This window comes from Methylobacter svalbardensis (assembly GCF_037671525.1).
Taxonomy (GTDB): domain Bacteria; phylum Pseudomonadota; class Gammaproteobacteria; order Methylococcales; family Methylomonadaceae; genus Methylobacter_A; species Methylobacter_A svalbardensis.
This window is the reverse complement of sequence record NZ_JAWPOH010000052.1, coordinates 1-23040: the sequence shown is the minus strand read 5'-3', so window position 1 is coordinate 23040 and position 23040 is coordinate 1. Positions and strand designations below refer to the sequence as shown.

Here is a 23040-nt window from a genome sequence, read left to right as displayed (position 1 = left end):
CGTCCTGGTCACTCGATCGCTACCCAACAAGGGGTAGCTCACATGCTCTCCAATGACTCGACGCGATGTCGGAAAGCCTGTATTTTCACTACGCAAAAAGACGCTTCGTGAAAACACATGCACTATCGCTTCTGGGGACTACTCGACTCCTGTCTCGCAGCGGGCGATGTTGAGCCGTTTGATCAATAAGGCGGTCAAGGGGTGCGCATGAGGTAATCAATCATGCGCACCGGCTCCACGGAGAACATCAACATGTGACGGCTTCAATTGATGTGTTTAACGCAAGCCCCTGAGATTATCCAAACTCCCGCCGAAAACGCCACACGCCGAAGCTGAAGAAGACTACGCCCAATAGCGTTAGCCCCAGCAGCGAATCCTTTAAAACAGCAATGCCTGCGCCTTTGAGCAAAATGTCATAGCCCATTTCAATAAAGTAGTACAAGGGGGAAATAGCCATGGCCCAGCGAAGACCTTGGGGCATGGCTTCCGGCGGCGTCCATACGCCCGAAAGCAGCAGTATCGGCATCAGCAGCAAAATCACCAACATTGACACCTGGCCCAGAGTGCGGCTGACAGTCGCTATGAACAGGCCAATCCCCGAAGTTGCGAAGACATACAAAGCGGTTACGGCAAAGAACAGCCCGATACTGCCTTTAACCGGCAAATGAAAAACCGGGATGATGATCAGGAATAAACAGACCGCCGTGCCTAAAAGAATCACCAGGCTCATCGCGATGACTTTGGGCAGCAGAATCTGGAGCGGCGTCAGCGGCGATACCGCCAGCTGTTCAATGGTGCCGCGCTCCTTTTCCCGAACGGCAGCCGCCGCGGGCAGCATCATCGACAGTATGGTGATGACAGTCAATAGCTCCGAGATCGACATAAACCAGCTGTCAATCTGGTTGGGATTGTACAACACGCGATGACGATCCTCGATAACGGGCAGGCTATCCATCTGCCCGGCGTTCAACCCAAGCTGTTGCATTGCCAGGTCCTGGCCGAAGCCTGCGGTAATTTCCGTAGCGTACGAGGTTGCCAGCGTGCCCAGCACGGTATTGCTGGTATCCACCTGCAATTGAACGGCAACTTGTTTGCCCCGTAACAAGTCCCGTTGAAAGTGTTCCGGTAGATCCAGTACCGCCAGGATTTGTCCTTTATTTAACAAGCTTTCAGCTTCCTTTTTACCGGAAATTTCTCCTTTCAAATCGAAATAAGGCGGTCGAAAACGATAAATCAATTCACGGGAGGCGGCGCTATGATCATGATCGATGACCATCACCGAGGCGCTGTGAAGATTCAGTTTTATGCCGTTGCCTGCCATATAAACGTCAGCGGTAAAAAAATAAACAATGATCGCAAGCAGCACCGGATCGCGGAAAAGCTGTTTCAGCTCTTTAACGGTCATCGCGATGACGCGATCCCACCACAACAGGAAACGGCTGCTATTCATTGTCTCGGCCTTTTGTGGAAATTAAGGTAGCCGAGAACCCACAGGATAATAGCGTAAAGCATTAGCGCAACCACATCGAACCAAAGTTCGGCCCAGCCCAATCCTTTAAGAAAACTGCCCCATGAAATGCGCAGATAATAAAGCGTCGGGAACAAATGCGCCTCAAATCGGGTTCCCGCCTCCATTGATTCAATAGGCACCAGCAGACCCGAGTACAGCATGGCCGGGACAAAGGAAATCACCATGGTCAGCATGATCGCGGCAACCTGGGTTTGAACCAGCAATGACACCAGCAGACCGGCACCCGCCGTACAGATCACATAGATCACTGAAGCGGCATAATAAAACAGTGGGTCGCCTTTGAAGGAGGTGCCGAACACGTTCATGACTATCCACCAGAGAACAAGAATGTTCAGGCAGGAAATCAGCAGATAAGGCAGAAACTTGCCCAGAATAAATTCGCTACGGCTGATGGTGGAGGCATAAATGTTGTAGATAGAACCGTTTTCCTTTTCCCGCACCACTCCCAGCGCAGTGAGAAACGGCGGAGTCACCATCAACACCAGCATCAGCAAGCCCGATGCCATAGACCATTGACTACGCAGCGCCTGATTGTACAAATAGCGCGGCTCAAGCCGTACGGGGACTACTTGAATAAGGGCTTGTTCTTTGGAAATGCCGCGCGTTCCGGCCAAATAATCGGCCAAGGAATGGCTGTTAAAATTGGCGATAATCGCCGATACATAGCCACGCGATACTTGAGCGCGATAAGGGAAAACGCCATCGATAAGGCTCTGTACCGATGTCGATTGCCCGGCCAGCAGATGTTCCTGAAATCTGGGCGGGATGATGATGGCAAAGCGGATATCGCTATGCGCCAACAGCGCGTCGAATTCGCGTTCGCTACGGACATCGCCTTTATAATCGAAATAACGGGAATCAATAAACCGGTGCAGAAAATCCCGGCTCATGGCCGTCTTATCCTGATCGAGTACCGCGAACGGGATATTTTCCACGTCGAAGGAAATCCCCCAGCCCAGCACCAGAAAGATAACCAGAGGCAGCACGAAAGCCATGGTAAAAAACAGCCGGTCGCGCAAAATCTCGCGCCATTCTTTATAGGTTACCGCCCAGACACGGGTTAAATTCATGACAGCTCCTGGTTTTCCAGAGCCAGAACCCGGTAAACAAAAACATCTTCCAGCGTAGGCGCATGGACCGTTAAACCAATCAGCCGAATAGTCGACTGATTCAATAGGGCGTGAATCTTATTTTCCACGGCCTCAATATCCAGCGCCAACAGATGGATATGCTTGCCGAATAGAGCGGCACCCTTGAAATCGGCCTGTTTAAGTAAAGCCAACGCTTCCAGTGGGCGGTCCGTGGCGATTTTAAGCAATTGCCCGGCTTCCTGTTGCAAGGCCCGGATCATGTTTGCCGGTGAATCGTCGGCGATGATGCGGCCCGCATACATCAGCGCCAGATGATCGCAATGCTCGGCCTCACTCATGTAATGCGTAGTCACCAGAATAGCGACCTGTTCCACGCGGGCAAGGCGCACCAGAATATCCCAGAAGCGGCGGCGTCCGACAGGATCGACGCCTGAGGTCGGTTCATCCAGAAAAAGCACGCCGGGCTGGTGGACCAGCGCGCAACCCAACGCCAGTCGCTGACGGATACCCATCGGCAGGCTGCCTGTCAGCTGCCCGGTGACATCGGCTAATCCGGCAATATCTATCACCCAGGCGATGCGTTGCTTGATGATGCTCCTGTTAACGCCATAAATGCGCGCATAAAGATGGATATTCTCCAGCACCGTCAGATCCAGATAAAGGGAAAACGCCTGCGACATATAGCCGATGCGTTCCTTGATCGTCTGCCCGGCATAACGCATATCGGCGCCCGCCACCTGGCCCTCTCCAGCGGTGGGCGGCACTATGCCGGTCAGCATTTTGATGGCGGTAGTTTTGCCTGCTCCGTTGGCTCCAAGCAGGCCGAATATCTCCCCTTGACGAACTGTGAAATCGATCCGGTCGACCGCGCGGAATTGACCGAAATCGCGGGTTAATTGCCGCGCCTCTATAGCGATGCCTTGACCTTCAGGCAGCGGCGTATCAAGACGGGGAACGGTATGATTGTTTGTCTTCTGATCGGCCAGTCGCCGCCTGCGCAACAAGGCAATAAAGGCATCTTCCAGTTCGGCTTCAGAGGCGCGAATGGCTTTAACTTCGACGCCAACGAGCAAATCGGAGATTGCTTTTGATGCCTCATCCGGAGATTTATCATCAACAAAAACCCGCAACCGGGAGCCGATGGCTTCCACTTGGGCATAATAATTTTTAAGTTGATCCAGCGCCTGAATCTGAGGTTCGGCCGACAGCTCGACCAGACTGCCTTGTGCCTGCCGACAAATAAACTCCGGCTCTCCTGCGGCCAGTATGCGTCCGTCATACATCAAGGAAAGCCGATGGAAACGAGCCGCTTCATCCATATACGCCGTAGAAACCAACGCCGTAACGCCCTGCTCGCGTAGCAGTTCGGCGAGAATGGCCCAGAAGTCGCCGCGCGAAACCGGATCAACACCGGTTGTGGGTTCATCAAGGATGACCAGTTCAGGTCCATGAATCAGCGTGCAAACCAACCCCAGTTTTTGCTTCATGCCGCCGGAGAGGTTTTTCATCAGCCGGTCGCGAAACTTGTCCAGCCGGGTTATTTTGAGTAGCTTTTGTTTGCGTTCGGCAAGCTGGGCGGGCGTTACCTGATGCAGTTGCGCAAAGAAATCGATATTTTCCTCGACTGACAAGTCGCCGTAGAGATTGAGGCCCAGCCCCTGCGGCATGAAACCCAGTCGCCCTTTTATGCGCTCTGCGGACGACTCGGAATCAACCTTGATACCGAACACTTCCAGCTCGCCTTGTTCAAAGGACAGCACGCCGGCAATCGCCTTCATCAGACTGCTCTTGCCGGAGCCGTCCGGTCCGATCAGTCCGTAAATTTCGCCGCGCTCAACACTCAGGTCAACGCCTTTGACGGCGGCCTGTTTTTTATAGCTTTTGCAGAACCCCTGTATTTTGATAACAGGTTGTTCATTTACCAGCGGGGTTTCGCCCATGGCGCGTTCTCCTGCCAACGAATCACCGCGTCGGCGGGTAGCCCGGGAGTCAATCGATGATCCGGGTTTTCATCCAGATAGAGTTTGACGGCATAGACCAGTTTGACCCGCTCATCGGCTGTCTGAACTTCTTTAGGCGTGAATTCCGCCTGGGAGGCAATATAACGGAGCGTCGCCGGAAAAGGCTTATCCGGAAATGCATCGGTATAAATCCGGGCAGGCAGTCCTAATCGAACCTTGCCGATTTCTATTTCCGGCACATAGACTTTCAAATACAGACGATCCAGATCGACAATGTCAAATAGCGGGCTGCCTGCCGCTACTACTTCGCCGGCATCGACGACACGGGTAGTAATCATGCCGGTTGCAGGCGCTCGAATAACAAGATCGTCGAGCATGCTTTGCGCCTCGGCCAGCGCCGCTTCGGCCTGTGTCACCTGCGCCGCCAGCGCCGCGACTTCGTCTTCTCTGGCTTTAATCTGGTCCCAATCCAGCCCAGTTTCCGCCAGTAGCTTTTCAGCCTGGACGACCGCAGCTTGAGCCGTGGTGCGCTGCGCATGCGCCACCTTCCAGCTTAGCTCGGCCTGTTCGCTACGCTGTTTTTCTACCGTTTGTCTTTTTAACAGTTCCCTAAAGCGCTCGGCATCCTTGCGAGTCTGTTCTTCAGTGGCGTTGGCGGAAGCCTGGGACGCATTGGCATGGGTAACCCCGGCTTTAGCCGTTTCTACCTTTAACGGGATATTTTTCTTGAAAATTGCCAACGATGTCCGGGCGGCCGCGAGCTGTGCTTTAATGACATCCACCGCCGATTTGGCCTGATCTAATCGGGCGCGGGTCTGAACATCATCCAGTTTGACCAGAATCCGGCCTTTTTCAACCGGGTCGCCTTCCCTGGCCAGCAATTCAGTGACGCGTCCCGGCCATTTACCGGCCACGGTGTAATGATCGCCTTCGATGCGACCGTTAGCCTGAACCAGCCCTTCGGGAAAAGGCGGCTCACGCCACGCCAGCCACCAGACGACCAGTGCAATGAGAAAACCACTGATGAGCAGCGCGATAACAGTCAATATTCCGGTTTTATTTTCCATATTCGATGCTTCGTCCAGTCCGGTTTCAAGGGAACCCAGTGTTACAAAATACCTAACGCGCGCCGCAAATGTAGTGCCGCCAGTGTGGCATCATAATTCGCATTGTTAAAATTATCGTGCATCGTCTTGCGCAAATCTTCGGCCTTAAGCACCTCGATATTGGTGGACAAGCCCTGCTGGTAGCGGTCGGTGGTGACTTTTAAATTTTCATCGGCTTGCGCTATGGCTTGCTGGGTCACGGCGATGCGTTTTTGCGTTTCTTGAATATCCAGCCAGGCTTGGCGCACCTGCAAGCCGATCATACTGGATAAGTCGTCGCGTTGCTCTTTTAAGGACATTGCCTGCCGGGTAATCGCATCGCTACGGTGACCGGAACTGCCGTCAAATAGCTTCCACTCCACGCCGACATTGGCCATCCACATGCCTTCAAAGGCCTGATAGCGGTTTTCCTGGTATTGATAGCCGCCATTGACGGCGACCTGCGGCAACAACCCAGCTTTTACGCTCTGCGCCTGTTGGCCTAGCGACTCAATCTGCTGCGCCAGTGTGACCAATTCGGGCCGCTGTTTTAATGCATTGCCGCTCAGATCGTTTAATGTGCCTTGCGGGGTTTCAGGGAATTGATGAGCCAGCTTAACCTCATCGGCAAGATTCCGGTCCAGTAACTGGTTATAACGCGCCTTGGCAATGTCCAGTTGATTATTCGCCTGCACGACCAGTTGCTGGGCATTGGCCAGTTCGACATTGGCCGCCAGTACGTCATTGCGCGCGACCATGCCTTGGTCGAACAGGTTATTCACATCGTTCATGTGCAGACTCAGCGTCTCGACATGGCTTTGCGCAACCTGCAAGGCGCTTTCCATGCGTAATACTGTGAGATAGGCTTCCGCCACCTGCATTTTGATATTTAATATGGAAGTGATTTCATTGGATTGAACTGCTTGCAAGGAGGCTTCGGCGGCATCAATGTTATGGCTGATGCGTCCGCTGGTGAAAATAGGCACCGAGGCAATCGCCTGGGCTTTGACGCTTCCGGCCTGAGTGGTGTTGAACTGGGCCGATTGCCCCGCTATCTGGGTTTTTGCGGCCGGTGTTTCACTATATTGGGTGTAACCGCTGCTCACGTTAAGATCGGGCAAGCGCTGGCCCTCTGCCGAATGCAGCTGCTGTTCGGAGGCGCTGGTATCGGCTTTCGCCGACTTGATCTGGTGGTTGTTATTAATGGCGCTGTTCCAGGCGTCTTCCAGCGTTTCCGCCGAAGCTCCGGTGGTAACAAAAAACATTAATGCGCCGATTAAATGATTTTTATGATTCAGCATGGAGCATACCCCGCATGTAAAAAGCAATGACCTGTGAGACCAGGCGTTTTTTTTCGTCAGCGGAAGGCCGTAGTGTTTTCGTTAACAGGCACCTTAAATGTAGATCGCCTTTCAGCATGCTGAAAAAGGCATCTGCCGCAAATACCGGATCGGCGATGTTATAGCTGCCCCCGGCATTCAAGCGCCGAAAATAGTCCTCCAGTTGCGTCAATACGGTTTGCGGGCCGCTTTGATAAAATAATTGACCCAGTTCCGGGAAGTCAGGGCTTTCCGCTACCACCAGCCGGTAAATGGCCAGCGCATCTTCGGCATAAATCAAATCCACTGCGGATGTTGCGATTTGGGTCAGATTGTTTTCCACATCATCCGACTCTATCATCGCCTGGGTCATGGTTTGCAACAAAGACTCGCAAAGGCCGGAAATGACTGTCGCGAGCAGGGCGTTTTTGCTGTCGAAATGCTTGTACAGTGTCGCCTTGGAGACCGGCGCGGCCTGGGCGATTTTTTCCATGCTCACGTTACGGTAGCCGTGCGCCAGGAACATGCGGGTTGCAGCATCAAGGATGGCTAGGTGCTTGGGATCGGTGGGTTCTGAAGTCATGGTTTTTATCCTGGAAAAAATCATTTCGTCCACGAAAAACACGAAAAGCACGAAAATTTTCAAAAGAGACAGCAAACTGTAGTCCGTCAGCCAAAGGATGAATGGCTAAATGAATACAACATGTTGATTCATTTCGTGGCTTTCGTGTTTTTCGTGGAAAAATTGCGATTTTTAGGTTTATTTTTGCGCAATGTCTAACGATACGTTAGACTAAACTAAACCGTTTAGTTTATCAAGGCCGATTATGCCCCGCCTCCGTTCTGTATTACTGATTTTATTGATAGTCATTCCTTTAATCGCAGGAACCGGCTACTGGCTGCTGGATCGCCGGCATTATGAAACCACCGACGACGCCTATTTGCACAGCAACATCGTGTTAATCAGCCCCAGAGTGCAGGGCTATGTGACGCACATAGGCATTAATGACAACCAGGCCGTCAAGCAAAATGACGTTCTGGTAACGATTGATGACCGGGATTATCAGGCCAGAGTCATTCAGGCGGCAGCCAATGTCAGCGCGGAAGTCGCGCACATTGAGCGTCTGCGGGCGATGAAAACCTCCCAGCACGCGCATATCGAAACGGCCGGCGCGAATATAGCGGCGGTGCAAGCCAGAGGTGAACAGATTCAAAAAGATTTGCAACGCTTTCATAACCTGATTGATCGGGGTTCGGCGGCCAGTCAATCCCTGGATAAAGTGCAATCGGAGTCCAAACAGGCGGCGGCTGAATTAAGAGGCTCAAAGGCCGCAGCCAGTGCCGAGCATAACCAATTAGCCACGCTCGACCTTGAAATCACCGAAACCGAAGCGCGACTGGAAAATGCCCAGGCGCAATTAACCTTGGCAAAAATCGATCTGGAGCATACCCAGGTCAAGGCGCCTATAGACGGCATCATCGGCAATCGCGGCGTACAGCTCGGGCAATTGGTACGTCCCGGCATTGCGTTGGCCTCTCTGGTGCAAAACAGCAAAATCTGGGTGGACGCGAATTTCAAGGAAACCCAGTTGGAACACATGCGTTTAGGGCAGCCTGTTGCAATTAAAGTGGACGCCTATCCCGATCTTGAATTGACCGGCAAAGTTGACAGTTTTTCACCGGCCAGCGGATCCGAATTCAGCATCCTGCCTGAGGAAAATGCCACCGGTAACTTCACCAAAATCGTGCGCCGCATCCCGGTAAAAATAGTCCTTGACTCAGCCGAGCATAATGAGTTGTTGAGGCCGGGCTTGTCGGCTGAAGTCAAAGTCAAAGTGCATTAATTCTAAAGTCCACGAAAAGCACGAAAGCCACGAAATATATGTATTTCAAATTCCAACTTTTTGGCAACAATCTACTGCTTGGTATCTGCTTGAATCTTTTCGTGCTTTTCGTGTCTTTCGTGGACAAAATTAATTTTTCCAGGTTAATCCCGTGGTAATGACAGAACAGCAAGCCACAGAAACGCCGCTAACCTTAGGCCAGTGGATCGGTTTTTTCAGCATGGCGATTGGCGTGTTCATGGCGGTATTGGATATTCAGATCGTTGCCAGTTCGATACAGAAAATCCAGGCCGGTCTGTCCGCTACCAAGGACGAAATCGCCTGGGTGCAAACCTCTTATCTGATTGCCGAAGTCATTGTTATTCCGTTGTCCGGCTGGCTGGGGCGGGTTTTTTCGACCCGTTACTTATATGTCATTTCCGCAGGCGGATTTACCCTGGCCAGTTTGCTTTGCGCCTTCGCCTGGAATCTGCCGTCGATGATCGTGTTCCGCTGCTTGCAGGGCTTTCTCGGCGGCGCGATGATTCCGCTGACCTTTACCGTGATCTTCATTTTATTTCCTCCCCGGTTGCAAGCGACGATGAGCATCGTACTCGGCTTGATTGTGACCATGGCGCCGACTGTCGGGCCGATATTGGGCGGCTATCTTACCGAAACCTACAGCTGGGAATTACTGTTTTTGATCAACATTGTCCCAGGCATCATCGTCTGCGTCGTCGTGTGGCGGTATCTTGATATTGATAAGCCTGATTGGGCGCTATTGCAGAAAATCGACTTTGTCGGCATAGCTCTGATTGCCGTTTTTTTAGGCAGTATGCAGTTTGTGTTGGAAGAGGGTGCAAGCAAGCAATGGTTTGAAAATCCTCTGATTGTCGCGTTGACGATTGTTGCCGTCGTCAGCGGCATTGCGATGCTGATCTGGGAGTTAAAAACGCCTCACCCGATTATCGATCTTTACGCCTTCCGCCATATCAATTTTGCGATAGGCTGCGGTTACAGCTTTGTGCTGGGCGTGGGGCTTTATACCATCATTTATTTAACGCCTATTTATCTGTCCAGCGTTAAAGGCCTTAACAGCCTGCAAATCGGCTACTATTTAATGGTCGTTGGCTTGTTTCAATTGCTCTCGGCGTTTATAGCCGGGCCGCTGGAGAAAAAAATTGATTTGCGCTGGATGCTCTGTCTGGGGCTTAGCTTGTTTGCTCTGGGATCGTGGATGAATGGCGAATTAACCGTCGAATCCGGTTATTGGGAGTTTTTCTGGCCGCAGGCTATTCGTGGCAGCGCCATCATGCTGTGCTTTTTGCCGATTAATACCCTGGCCCTGGGCCGGTTGCCGGTCGACGAAGTCAAAAATGCCAGCGGACTTTATAACCTGATGCGTAATCTGGGCGGCGCGATCGGCCTGGCGGTTGCCAATACCCAAATGATTTATTTAACCAAAGCGCATTATGCGACGCTACGTGAATCGGTTACCGCAACCCGTTATCAGGCGCAGGAAATGCTCGAAGGATTAACCGCGTCGATGGCGCAAATGAATATCCCCGATCCTGATTTGGCCGCCTTAAAACAAATGACCGGACTTGCGTTGCGGGAAGCGGAAGTGATGACCTTTAACAACCTGTTTCAGATTATCGCTGTTTTGTTCGCGGCTTCGCTGGTTGTTGCGCCTTTTTTAAAGAAAGTGGATGGCGAAAAAGCCGCAGCAATTCACGAATAAAGCTGTCTCAGCGTAGGGCGCGCCCTACGCAAGTTGCTGCTGATGGCACAAAAGCTTGCACGTTTTTTACCAAGCCGAGGCATTTGGTGGTAGATTGTTTTCATTGCAGAATGACTATGATCGCCATGAAAAACGTTTGCGGAGAAAAGGCAACCGCAACCCTCAGGCGATCCGATTTTGGCGCAGACAAATATGCGCCGACCCTTGCCGATGCAGTCAATATCGCGCTTCAAATTGAAGCGAGCAAAGACTGATCGGCCTTGTGACTCATGCAACCCAGAGGAAAAAACCATGAAACTCTATTACAGCAAAGGTGCCTGTTCGCTATCGCCCCATATCACCGCCTGTGAAGCGGAACTGCCGATTGAACTGGTTGAAGTTGACTTGCAAAGCAAGCGCACTCAAACCGGGGAGGATTTCCTGCTGATAAATCCTAACGGTTACGTGCCGGTGTTGATCCTTGACGATGGCAATAAGCTGATGGAAGGCCCCGCTATTGTTCAGTATCTTGCCGATCAGGCGCCGGAGAAAGAATTAGTCCCATCAGCGGGTACGTTCGAGCGTTATCAGTTGCAACAATGGCTGAATTTTATTTCGACCGAGATTCATAAAGGAGGCTTTGCGCCCTTGTTTAATCCCGCTACGCCTGATGCGGCTAAACAAATGGCGATTGCTACACTGACTTCGCGTCTGGAAACCGTCTCCGAGCAGCTTTCGAACCGGGCATTTTTGCTCGGCAAACATTTTACCGTGGCCGATGCTTATCTATTCGTCATGCTGGGCTGGGGCGCTTATGTCGATGTCGATATTTCCCGGTGGCCGGTGCTGGCGGATTATGCCGCTAAAATTTCCGCGCGTCCCGCAGTGCAAAAAGCGATGAAGGAAGAAGGGCTTATTTGAATTGAATGCTGTTTAGCGCTTTGTTAGCTCCCAAGCTTCAGCTTGGGAGCTAACAACGAGTGTAAGGATATAGCCGATATGAAATATAACGGAATACGGAGTATCGGAACAACGAAATTCCGTATTACGCAGACTCCATACGGGCTACTTGCTACGGAATCAAGTTAAAAATGAGGATATAACATAATGAGCGACCAGAGCGGATGTTTGATCTTCGCCCATCGCGGCGCAAATAGGGAAGCAGCCGAAAACACCCGTGCCGCCTTTAATAAAGCGCTGCAATACCCGATCGACGGTATTGAAACCGATGTGCAGCTGAGTCTGGACGAGGTGCCGGTGCTTTGGCATGACTGGGAGCTGGAAAAATTGGGCCATCCGGGAAAATGCATAGACGATTTTAATTTTGCCGAGCTTGAACAAATGGATTTTGCCGGATATAGCTCGCCCGATGCGCTGCCGGAAGGTGCGTTGAGCCTTCAGGAGTTTATCGGTAGTTTCCGGGGGCGTTGCGGCCTGGATATTGAATTAAAAAGCCGCGACGGCGAATCGCAACAACGTCTGGAAAGCAAGATACTGCAAATGCTGGCTGCCATCGGCACATCGGCCGCCGATGGCGTGTTTATTTCTTCCTACAGTCTGCCTGGGCTGATTTTCGCCCATCGGCATGCGCCGGATTTGCCGCTTTATTATCTGTTGTCCGGCCATCACACCCAGGCCGACATCGAGCGGTTCCTGACAAATTCGCCGGGAGCGAATTTGCATTTACCCGCAGGGTGCCGGGCAGGAAAGCCCGGCATGAAAGACTACAGCTTCCTGGCCGGTTTTTGCCTGCCTATCGACATCCATAACGAGGCCATTGCCAAGCTTCTGCGAGAGCGGGGCAAAGGCGTAGCGGTTTATACCTGCAACAGTGTCGAGGAGATTCAAAAAGCGCTGGATCTGAAGGCCAATATCCTGATTACCGATTATCCGCAGTTGGCGCTGCAGATGCGCGATTCGTGAAGCGGGACTTTGCGCAACTTGCCGGTCAGTCAGTTGTCTGTTTTAACAGGTACAAGTCTCCGATTAAAGGTTTTAAAGGCAAGGAGTATCATCGGCTTGGCTTACAAGGATGGTAAAAAAATGACAATGCCCCAATAGTTTTCAGAGGGGCTATACTGAAAGTCTGAATGTGGCACAAGCATACTTTTACCTTTAGACACGCAGCTGATATGAATAAAACACCTTACCCGGATGACTGGCCTGATATAGATACCAAACTCTACATTAGGTCGGTCAAGTTGTTTGATGCGGTCAAAAATATGCTGAGCGTCAAGCTTGATCTGCATGCCGATCCACAGTTTTTGGAAGGCGACATCTTTTTATTCAATCATTTTTCCCGGTTTGAAACGTTTATCCCGCAGTTTCTTATTTACGAGCAAACCGGGGCTTACAGTTGCGCCATTGCTTCCGGCGAGTTCTTTCACGAAGACAATGTGTTGTCACGATATTTGAAACATGTCGGCGTTTTCCCCCACAATCATGAGCGCCTGTTTGCGCTGCTGGCCGGGCAGATTTTGCGCGGTCGCAAAGCCATTATTTTTCCTGAAGGCGGCATGGTAAAAGATCGGCGGGTTATCGACAAACATGGTCATTACAGTATTTACTCCAGGGTTACCGGCAACCGGCGCAAGCTGCACACAGGACCTGCTGTCTTGTGTCAGGGTGTGGAAACCTTTAAAGCGGCGATTCGATACGCCCATAGCCAGAATGATGTTGCGTTGCTTCGGCAATGGAAAGATGTCTTGCAGATCGACAGCATTGATCAGCTGATAGCGGTAGCGAATAAGCCGACATTGATAGTGCCTGCCAATATTACTTTTTATCCGATTCGTTCCTCTGAAAATCTGTTATTTAAAGGCGTTGAGCTGTTTTCCGGCGGTCTGAGTTTGCGCCAATCCGAGGAGTTGCTGATCGAAGGCAATATCATGCTGAAGAATACCGACATGGATATACGCATGGGTACCCCGATCGATCCGTGTGGTGCTTGGGACTGGCGCACCCGTTATCTGATGGACAAGGTCGTTCCTGAAATCAACACGATAGACGATGTTTTTGCGCTGAATTCCCGACCTAAAAACTGGAAGCAGCGTTTATTGGGCAAGTATTTTATAAAAAATGCCCAATGTTCCCGAGATCAATACATGGAAGGCATTTATACCAATGTCACGATCAATTTAAGCCATCTGGCGGCAACGTTGATCATGCACTACATCGAGCAGGGAAAAACGCAGATCGAGAAATACAAGTTTTATACCATTCTGTATATCGCGATCAAGCATCTGCAAAACAACACCGTGATTCATCTACACCGAAGCCTGCTCAATCCCGATGATTACAGTGATCTGTTGACGGCCACTAACAAGCGTTTCGAGCAGTTTATCTGTGCGGCAAAAGAAGCCGAGCTGATCAACGAAGATGAACATTGTTATCAGTTTTTGCCCAAACTTTGTACCGAGTTCGATTTTGATAGCATTCGTCTGGAAAATCCGATTGCCGTTTACAACAACGAAGCCGCACCGCTGCATACGGTTCGCGATACCCTGATTGCTGCCGTAGCCGAATGTGCCCATGCCGATATAGACAAACTGGCTGCCTGGCATTTTGAAGATGAATGTCGCACACTGGCATGGGAAAAGCAGACTTACTCAAGCTATTTAAGCGACGACATTAGCAAGGAGGAAGCCGCTGTTGATGATCCCTCGCCTTTTTTCATCCAACCGGAACATGCCAACGGCTTTGGTGTTCTGCTTATTCACGGATTGCTCGCCAGTCCCGCCGAATTAAGAGCTTATGGCGAATATCTGGTTAACCAGGGATACACGGTATTGGGCATTCGATTAAAAGGCCACGGCACATCGCCCCATGCGCTGCGCGATCAGAGTCGGGAAGACTGGTATGGTTGTGTGCAACGGGGCTTCAATATACTCAAGGTGCATTGTCCGCGTATTTTTGTTGCCGGTTTTTCCACAGGCGGTGCATTGGCGTTAAAACTGGCCGCTGAACGCCATCCTGAAATGGTCGGCGTTATTGCCGTTTCGGTGCCGTTAAAATTCGTCAATCCGGCTTTTATGCTGGTGCCGTTATTGCATGGCACCAACAAGTTGGTCGGTTGGGTTTCGACCTTTGAAGGCGTAAAGCCTTTTATCGAAAATGAACCGGAACACCCGACTATTAATTATCGCAATACGCCGGTCAGGGCGCTTTATGAACTGAGACTGTTGATTGCGGAGCTTGATGAATTACTGCCGCAGATTAGCCTGCCCGCACTGGTTGTGTATGGCGATCAGGATCCTATTGTGTCTGTCAAAGGCGCGCCGATTATTATGGATAAATTGGGTTCACAGCATAAGCAAATCCAAGTCATCAAATCTCAACGCCACGGAATTTTAATGGAAAATATCGGCGGCACATGGGGCGTTATTGATGGGTTTTTAAATGAGTTAAGCAGATGACAAAACATTGTCCACGAAAGGTACGAAAGACACGAAAGACACGAAAAAGTATACTAACTATTTTCTCGTTCCCACGCGCTGCGTGGGAATGCAGTTAAGGCGCGCTGCGCCTAGCGGGGCAGTCTGGTTTTCCACAGAATCGTGGGAACCAGGAGAAATATTTTCGTGCTTTTTGTGCTTTTCGTGGACAGCGTCAATCATAAAGGAGATAGTAAAATGAAAAATGTAGTTATCGCAGGGTATTGCAGATCGCCTTTTACACCGGCGCAAAAAGGGCAACTGGCTAAAGTCAGGCCGGATGATCTTGCCGCACAGGTCATCAACGGTTTAATCAATGAAAGTGGCGTGGATCCACAGGATATTGAAGATTTAATTTTAGGTTGCGCTTTCCCGGAAGGCGAACAGGGCATGAATCTGGCGCGTTTAATCGTCCATCTTGCCGAACTGCCTGTTACCATAGCCGGAGTCACCGTGAATCGTTTCTGCGGCTCTTCGATGCAGGCGATACATAACGCTGCCGGCGCGATTCAAATGAATGCCGGCGAGGTGTTTATCTGCGCCGGGGTCGAATCGATGAGCAGGATACCGATGGGCGGCTACAATTATCTGCCTAATCCCGGTCTTTACCAAGCCTATCCCCAAGCCTATATCGGCATGGGCGAGACCGCCGAAAACCTGGCCTTGCACTATCATATCGACCGTCTGGCCCAGGATGCTTTTGCCGTCGCCAGCCAGCAAAAAGCGGGGACTGCTCAACAAAATGGCTTGTTCGCCAGTGAAATCATCCCCATTAAACGCGCTGACGGCGAGATCGTTCAATACGACGGCTGTATCAGAATAGCCACGACGCTAGAGGCGCTTGCCGAATTGCAACCGGCCTTCCTTAAAAACGGCAGCGTGACCGCCGGAACTTCCTCGCCGCTGACCGACGGTGCTGCCGCCGTGCTGGTGTGCAGCGAGGACTATGCAGATGCACACGGCCTGGAAAAACTGGCCAGAATCAAGGCCATCGCGGTATCGGCTTGTGCGCCGGAAATCATGGGCATAGGCCCGGTCAGCGCGACTCATAAAGCCTTGCAACGCGCCGGCTTAAGCTTGCAGGACATCGATATCGTCGAATTGAACGAAGCTTTTGCCGCGCAATCTTTGGCGGTACTTAAGGATTTGCCGATTCCGTTGGAAAAATTGAATCTGGACGGCGGCGCGATTGCTCTAGGCCATCCTTTGGGCGCGTCAGGCGCCAGAATTACCGGCAAAGCCGCCAGCCTGTTGAAACGGGAAAACAAGCAGTTCGCGCTAGCCACCCAATGCATCGGCGGCGGCCAGGGCATAGCGACTATTTTGGAGGCTATCTAATGGACATCAAAAAAGTCGCGGTGATAGGCGCGGGGGTCATGGGTTCCGGTATCGCCGCCCATATCGCCAACGCCGGTATCCCCGTTTATTTGCTGGATATCGTGCCAAAAGATGCCGTAAACCGGAACGGCATTGCCGAAGTCGCTATCGCTAAGATGCTTAAAGCCGACCCTGCGCCGTTCATGCATAAAAATAATGCCCGACTGGTCACGCCGGGCAATATCGAAGACCATCTTGACTGGCTGGACGATGTCGATTGGGTGATTGAAGCGGTGCTTGAAGATCTGGCTATCAAACAGGAACTTTACCGGAAACTGGATAATATCTGTCGCCCGGATACCCTGATTTCATCGAACACATCGACCTTGCCGCTGAGACTGCTGACCCGCGACCTGCCGGACAGCTTCAAACAGCGTTTCATGATCACCCACTTTTTTAATCCGCCCCGCTATATGCGTTTGTTGGAGCTGGTTTCAGGCGGCCAAACCCGGTCGGAACTGGTTGATGCGGTCAGCCGTTTTGCCGACATCAGTCTGGGCAAGAACAGCGTGAGCTGCAAGGATACGCCGGGATTTATCGGTAACCGCATCGGCATTTACTGGCTGCAATGCGGTTTGCTGGAAGCGATCAAATCGGGTTTGACCGTGGAGCAGGCCGATGCGGTTATGTCCGCGCCGTTCGGCATACCGAAAACCGGCATATTCGGCTTGCTGGATCTGGTCGGGCTCGATCTGATTCCGCATATTCTGGACAGTATGAAGCTGGCCTTGCCCAAAGAAGATGCGTTTCATCAGGTCAATGCGCTTCCCGAATTGGTTCAAACCATGATAGCCGACGGTTATACCGGCAGGAAAGGCAAGGGCGGTTTTTATCGCTTGAATGAAACCAGCGGCAGGCGCATCAAGGAATCGATCAACCTGCAAACCGGCGGGTATCATGCCAGCGAGAAATTCGTCCTGCCGGTAACGGCCAGAACACAGGATGAATTACGGGCATTTTTGGTTGGCGACGATGTAATCTGCCAGTATGCCTGGACAGTCTTGTCCAGTACCTTGGTCTATAGCGCTGGCCTGATTCCCGAGATTGCCGACGACATCGTCGCTGTCGATACCGCGATGCGTCTTGGTTATAACTGGAAATACGGGCCGTTCGAGCTGCTGGACCGGATTGGCGTGGATTGGTTCGTTGAGCGCTTAGCTGCAGAAAACCGCGAGGTACCGCCGCTGCTAGTAATTTGTGGGGGCGACTTTAGTCGCCCTGGGCGACTAAAGTCGCCCCCACAACATCACTGCCTGTACAAGGTCGATTCAGGCAAACGCATGTATGCCGATTTATCCGGCAATTACCAAGCCGTGCAGCGGCCGGATGGCGTCCTGCTGCTGGCCGATATCAAATTGCAGGCTCCGGCAGCACTGGAAAATCCGTCGGCCAGCCTGTGGGATATTGGCGACGGCGTTGCCTGTCTGGAATTTCACAGCAAAATGAATACGCTGGATAGCGATAGTCTGGCATTGGTCAGGCAAAGCATCGACAAGGTCAAAACCGATTTTTCGGCCTTGGTTATTCATAACGATGCCGACAATTTTTCCGCCGGTGCCGATTTAACCTTGCTGGTGCAGGCGGTCCACAGCCAGGACTGGCCTGCGGTGGAACAACTGATCAAACAGGGTCAGCAAACCTATCATGCCTTGAAATATGCGCCGTTTCCGGTGGTCGGCGCGCCGTCGGGATTGGCCTTGGGCGGCGGCTGCGAAATCCTGTTGCATTGCGATGCGATTCAGGCGCATGCCGAATTGTATATCGGCCTGGTCGAAGTTGGCGTCGGTTTGGTTCCGGGTTGGGGCGGTTGCAAGGAGTATCTGCGGCGCTGGTTGGAATTTGCCAGACGCCCCGGCGGCCCGATGCCTGCGATAGCCCAGGCTTTTGAAAGCATCGGCATGGCCAAGGTGTCCAAGTCGGCGGCGGAAGCCAAAGAGTTGCTGTTTTTGTCCACCTCCGACGGCATTACCATGAACAAAGACCGCTTGTTGGCCCATGCCAAAGCCAAGGCATTGAAGCTGGTGCCGGGTTATGCGCCGCCGAATCCGGCCAGTTTCCGCCTGCCCGGTGCCAGCGCCAGAGCGGCAATGGCTATTGCGATTAATAATCTTAAGCTGGCTGGCAAGATAAGCGACTACGATGTGGAAATTTCGCAGCAACTGGCCGACGTGCTCAGCGGCGGTTTGTGCGACATCACCGAGCCGTTGAGCGAAGACGATTTGTTAGATCTGGAACTGAGCGCGTTTTTGCATCTAGTTAGGCAACCGGGCACTCTGGCTAGGCTGGAGCACCTTTTAAAAACAGGTAAGCCGTTGCGTAATTGATTGAAAGCAGTTGTCCACGAAAAGCACGAAAAGCACGAAAAAAGACGAAAAAATGAATGGCTTTTGGTTTAGAGAAGAATGTTATCAGATACAGGGGGCTGTGTTTGATGTGTATCGTGAAATGGGTTGTGGCTTTCTTGAGTCTGTTTATCAAGAGTGCTTGGAAAAGGAATTATCAAAACGCAGTATTCCGTTTGTTGTACACCAAAAACTTACGCTTTGCTACAAAGGTGAGTCGTTGCAGCAAACCTATATGCCTGATTTTGTGTGTCATGACTCTATTATTGTTGAGCTTAAAGCGCTTTCTGTCACAACGGGAGTGCATAAGGCCCAGGTGCTAAACTACCTGAAAGCAACAGGAATGCATTTGGGGTTGCTAGTCAACGTTGGTTGCCATCCGAAAGCGACTGTTCAACAAATTGTGCTATGAAAATTTCGTGCTTTTTGTGCTTTTCGTGGACAAATAGGTAACGTTGGTAATTATTTAAGGAGCATCCCATGATCTGGTTAATCTCATTATTCATTCTCGCCGGAGTTCTGGCTTATGGCCGGGCATCGTTACGCTGGACAACGCTGGTTGTGGCCGGATGGTTGGGGCTTTTTTCTCTGGCGCAGGGAGGCGGCAACTGGGTATTCTTGCTCTGGGTGATTTTCGATGCGGTTTTTATCCCGCTCAATGTCCCGGCTATCCGCAAAAGACTATTCAGCAACCTGATTTTCAAGGTCATGAAACCCATGCTGCCGCGGATGTCGCAAACCGAACGCGAAGCGCTGGAAGCGGGCAATACCTGGTGGGATGCCGAGCTGTTTTCCGGCCATCCCGACTGGAAAGTCCTGATGGATTTGCCCGCCGCGAAACTGAGCGCCGAAGAACAGGCCTTCATCAACGGCCCGGTAGAAACCCTTTGCAGTATGCTGGACGACTGGGACATTACCCATAATCGCTTCGATCTGCCGGATGAGGTCTGGGACTATATCAAACAGCACAAATTTTGCGGCATGATTATTCCGAAGCATTACGGCGGCCTGGAGTTTAGCGAATACGCGCATTCCGAAATCGTGATGAAAATTTCCAGCCGCAGCAGCACAGCAGCCGTCACCGTGATGGTACCCAATTCCCTGGGTCCTGCCAAATTACTGCTGGCTTACGGTACCGAACAGCAAAAAAACTATTATCTGCCGCGCCTGGCAAAGGGCTTGGAAATCCCTGCGTTTGCGTTAACCGGCCCCCATGCGGGCAGCGATGCCGGAGCCATGCCCGATAGCGGTATCGTCTGTTACGATAAATTCAAGGGGAAGGACAAGGTGCTGGGCATACGGCTCAACTGGGACAAGCGCTATATCACCTTAGGCCCGGTCGCCACGGTGTTGGGTCTGGCGTTCAAGCTTTACGACCCGGAACACCTGATTGGCGATCAGGAAAACATCGGCATTACCGTCGCGCTGATTCCCACGAATACCCAAGGCGTCTCCATAGGCAGGCGCCATTTTCCGCTGGATTCCGCGTTCCAGAACGGCCCGAACTGGGGCAACGATGTATTCATTCCGCTGGACTGGATTATCGGCGGCGCGGAGCAGGTCGGCAACGGTTGGAAGATGCTGATGCAATGCCTGGCTACCGGCAGGGCGGTATCCTTGCCTGCACTCAGTACCGGCGCGTCGAAAATGGTCAGCCGCAATACCGGCGCTTATGCCCGTATCCGCAAGCAATTCAACCTGCCGATTGGCGAATTCGAAGGCATCGAAGAACCGTTGTCCCGTATTGCCGGGCAAACCTATATTATCGATGCGGCGCGCAAAGTCACCGCCGCCGCTTTGGATGATGGGCAAAAACCGTCGGTCATTTCCGCGATTATCAAATACGAACTCACCGAACGGATGCGTCGCGTGGTTAACGACGGCATGGACATACAAGGCGGTTCCGGCATTTGCCTGGGGCCTAAAAACTATCTTGGTCGGATGTACCAAGTGATTCCGGTCAGCATTACCGTCGAGGGCGCCAATATCCTGACCCGAACGATGATGATTTTCGGTCAGGGTGCGGTGCGTTGTCACCCTTACATCCAGCGGGAAATGGAAGCCTTGGGCGAGAGTAATCTTGAACTGGCTTTGCAGCAGTTTGATCAAGTCCTGTTCGAGCATATCGGTTCGGTGCTGCACAATCTGGCCGCCGGTTTTTGGCTGGGCTTGACCAACGCCCGTTTTGTCGAGGTGCCGGGCGATCAACATAGCCGGCGTTATTTCCGGCAGATTGCCCGGCTCAGCGTCAGCTTTGCGCTGGTCGCCGATTTCGCCTTGCTGACGCTGGGCGGCTCGCTTAAACGCAAGGAAAGAATCTCCGGGCGCTTTGCCGATGTGCTGAGCAACCTGTATTTGTGTTCCTGCGTGCTGAAAAATTACCAGGATCAGGGCAGTCCCCAAGACGACTTGCCGCTGTTGCATTGGGCCTGCCAACAAACCCTGCACCGCGCCCAGCAATCGTTGCTGGCTATTTTCCACACCTTGCCGATGCGCATGCCGGCCTATCTGTTAAGAGCCGTGCTGTTTCCTGGCGGCAAGCCTTATTCACCGCCTGCCGATCATTTAATCCACCAGACGGCGGTGTTGCTGCTGAAAAACTCCCCGACCCGCGACCGTTTAACCCACGGCATTTACATCAACCATAAGCCCGATGACGTGACCGGAAGAATTGAAGTCGCCTTCCAGGCCGTGCTTGCCGCGACGCCTGTGGAAGCCAAAATCCACGCCGCGCAAAAGCAAAAACAGCTACCGAAAGGCGCCATTATCGACGTGCTGGAGGCGGCGATTAGTCAGGCCGTTATCAGCAAAAAAGAAGCCGAGCTGATAGCGAATGCTGAAAAAGCCCGATTTGCAGTCATTAGCGTGGATGATTTTAGTCCTGAGCAATTAAGTAACGGTGGTGTTAAAATATAAAAAACAGGTTCAGGGCGAAAGGTTAAGGTTCATATACCTAAAAATTCGGCTCACCCTGAGCTTGTCGAAGAGTGAGGATGCATCGTTAAATTTTGCAGCTTTTGCCTTTCGTCTTGAACCTTATTTTCTTTTCCAGGTAACAACATAAATGAATGTAAACGCATTATTTTCAAGATCACGGTTCACTATTGTGTTGCTGTTTTTATTGATTAATTTAGGTACTTTTGCCTTGCTCAGAGTGGCTTTGCTGGTCAAACAGCTGGCCGACATTGACACGCCGTTTTATCAAATAGCGCTGGCTTTTCTTATCGGACTGGTTCATGACCTGGCTTTTTTTAGTTACCTGTTAATCCCCTTCGCTCTGTATTTACTGGTTCTGCCCAATCGTATTTACCAAAGCAAAATTCATAAAACAATCAGTTTTGGCGTATTTATTATCTGCTTATATGCGCTATTTTTAATCGAATTGTCCGAATGGACTTTCTGGGACGAGTTCGGGGTCAGGTTTAACTTTATTGCCGTTGATTACCTGATTTACACCCATGAAGTGGTCAGCAATATTATTGAATCCTATCCGTTAGGCTGGCTATTGTCGGGTATTTTAGTCATTACCGTGATTTGCTTTTTGTTGGTAAGAAGCCTGCTGTCACATACCTTTAGGGCAAATGAATCGTTTTTGTCCCGGTTAAAAATTGCCGGAGTTTTACTGCTGTTGCCGGTAATAAGCTACGCCTCAATAGGGTCGTCATGGTATCAGTTTTCTAATAATACCTATCTTAATGAACTGGCTACCAACGGGCCTTATCAGTTCTTCTCGGCATTTAGAAATAACGAGCTGGATTACCGGCACTTTTACAAGTTGGGCGATGATCAGCAGCTATCCGCTGTCATCAAAAAACAACTGGGAGTCGAAAATTCATCCGATGATTTATATGACATCAAGCACATGATTAAAGCGACAGACGAAGAAAAACGCCTGAATATTATTTTAATTACCGTCGAAAGCTTAAGTGCCGATTTTTTAGCAACTTTCGGCAATAAAGAGAACATCACGCCGTACATGGATGAATGGTTTAAGGAGGGTTTATTGTTTACCAACTTTTATGCGACCGGCACCCGCACCATCAGAGGTCTTGAATCCTTAACCTTGTCCATTCCGCCCACACCCGGCCAGGCCATCGTCAAACGACCCGATAACGGCAATTTATTCAGCTTTGGCAGGGTCTTGCAGCAAAAGGGCTACGATACTGCATTTTTATACGGCGGTCGGGGTTATTTTGACAATATGAATGCGTTTTATTCCGGCAACGGTTACCGCATCGTCGATCAAACCGATTTCAGCGAAGAGGAAAAAACCTTTACCAATGCCTGGGGCGTTTCCGATGACATCATCTTTAACCGCACCCTAAAAGAAGCCGACAAGGATCACCAACATAACCAGC

At 51.3% G+C, this 23040-nt stretch carries 17 protein-coding genes; 11 read left to right on the top strand and 6 right to left on the bottom strand.

Annotated features, from left to right (window positions below):
• Positions 1 to 295: 295 nt before the first annotated feature.
• Genes RW114_RS15945 through RW114_RS15920 form a run of 6 tightly spaced genes read right to left on the bottom strand, consistent with a single transcriptional unit; the run spans position 296 to position 7570 of the window.
• Positions 296 to 1450: an ABC transporter permease gene (locus RW114_RS15945; protein WP_340123759.1), complete on the bottom strand. Its 1155-nt coding sequence runs from the start codon at positions 1448 to 1450 to the stop codon at positions 296 to 298.
• A complete protein-coding gene (locus tag RW114_RS15940) occupies positions 1447 to 2601 on the bottom strand; it encodes an ABC transporter permease (protein ID WP_340123758.1) in 1155 nt (384 codons plus the stop codon). Before RW114_RS15940 ends, RW114_RS15945 begins: the two co-directional genes overlap by 4 nt.
• Entirely contained in the window at positions 2598 to 4562 is a 1965-nt protein-coding gene (locus tag RW114_RS15935; protein ID WP_340123757.1) for an ATP-binding cassette domain-containing protein, read from the bottom strand. Before RW114_RS15935 ends, RW114_RS15940 begins: the two co-directional genes overlap by 4 nt.
• Positions 4541 to 5650 carry an HlyD family secretion protein gene (locus RW114_RS15930; protein WP_340123756.1) on the bottom strand — a complete coding sequence of 370 codons (1110 nt, stop codon included), beginning with the start codon at positions 5648 to 5650 and terminating at the stop codon, positions 4541 to 4543. The genes RW114_RS15935 and RW114_RS15930 overlap by 22 nt, the downstream gene beginning before the upstream one ends.
• A 41-nt stretch (positions 5651 to 5691) precedes the next feature.
• A complete protein-coding gene (locus RW114_RS15925) occupies positions 5692 to 6969 on the bottom strand; it encodes a TolC family protein (protein WP_340123755.1) in 1278 nt (425 codons plus the stop codon).
• Positions 6956 to 7570 carry a TetR/AcrR family transcriptional regulator gene (locus RW114_RS15920; RefSeq protein WP_340123754.1) on the bottom strand — a complete coding sequence of 205 codons (615 nt, stop codon included), beginning with the start codon at positions 7568 to 7570 and terminating at the stop codon, positions 6956 to 6958. Before RW114_RS15920 ends, RW114_RS15925 begins: the two co-directional genes overlap by 14 nt.
• A gap of 244 nt (positions 7571 to 7814) precedes the next feature.
• On the opposite strand from RW114_RS15920, the gene RW114_RS15915 reads away from it, so the two are divergent.
• From RW114_RS15915 to RW114_RS15865, 11 genes are all read left to right on the top strand, one after another.
• On the top strand, positions 7815 to 8831 hold the full coding sequence (locus tag RW114_RS15915) for an HlyD family secretion protein (protein WP_340123753.1): 1017 nt from the start codon (positions 7815 to 7817) through the stop codon (positions 8829 to 8831).
• 157 nt (positions 8832 to 8988) lie between these two features.
• Complete coding sequence (locus tag RW114_RS15910) at positions 8989 to 10551, top strand: DHA2 family efflux MFS transporter permease subunit (protein WP_340123752.1); 1563 nt, start codon at positions 8989 to 8991, stop codon at positions 10549 to 10551.
• A 116-nt stretch (positions 10552 to 10667) separates the two neighbouring features.
• Positions 10668 to 10805 (top strand): YceI family protein, encoded by a 138-nt coding sequence (locus RW114_RS15905; protein ID WP_340123751.1) that lies wholly within the window; start codon positions 10668 to 10670, stop codon positions 10803 to 10805.
• Between the two features lie 37 nt (positions 10806 to 10842).
• Complete coding sequence (gene gstA / locus RW114_RS15900) at positions 10843 to 11451, top strand: glutathione transferase GstA (RefSeq protein ID WP_340123750.1); 609 nt, start codon at positions 10843 to 10845, stop codon at positions 11449 to 11451.
• A 186-nt stretch (positions 11452 to 11637) separates the two neighbouring features.
• A complete protein-coding gene (locus tag RW114_RS15895) occupies positions 11638 to 12453 on the top strand; it encodes a glycerophosphodiester phosphodiesterase (protein ID WP_340123749.1) in 816 nt (271 codons plus the stop codon).
• A 209-nt stretch (positions 12454 to 12662) separates the two neighbouring features.
• Entirely contained in the window at positions 12663 to 14945 is a 2283-nt protein-coding gene (locus RW114_RS15890) for an alpha/beta hydrolase (RefSeq protein ID WP_340123748.1), read from the top strand.
• 216 nt (positions 14946 to 15161) lie between these two features.
• Positions 15162 to 16301 (top strand): thiolase family protein, encoded by a 1140-nt coding sequence (locus RW114_RS15885; protein ID WP_340123747.1) that lies wholly within the window; start codon positions 15162 to 15164, stop codon positions 16299 to 16301.
• A complete protein-coding gene (locus RW114_RS15880) occupies positions 16301 to 18664 on the top strand; it encodes a 3-hydroxyacyl-CoA dehydrogenase/enoyl-CoA hydratase family protein (RefSeq protein ID WP_340123746.1) in 2364 nt (787 codons plus the stop codon). The genes RW114_RS15885 and RW114_RS15880 overlap by 1 nt, the downstream gene beginning before the upstream one ends.
• A gap of 52 nt (positions 18665 to 18716) precedes the next feature.
• Complete coding sequence (locus RW114_RS15875; RefSeq protein WP_340123745.1) at positions 18717 to 19094, top strand: GxxExxY protein; 378 nt, start codon at positions 18717 to 18719, stop codon at positions 19092 to 19094.
• 68 nt (positions 19095 to 19162) lie between these two features.
• Complete coding sequence (locus RW114_RS15870; protein ID WP_340123744.1) at positions 19163 to 21598, top strand: acyl-CoA dehydrogenase; 2436 nt, start codon at positions 19163 to 19165, stop codon at positions 21596 to 21598.
• Between the two features lie 148 nt (positions 21599 to 21746).
• Positions 21747 to 23040 (top strand): LTA synthase family protein (locus RW114_RS15865; RefSeq protein ID WP_340123743.1); only part of this gene is annotated, 1294 nt, incomplete at its 3' end.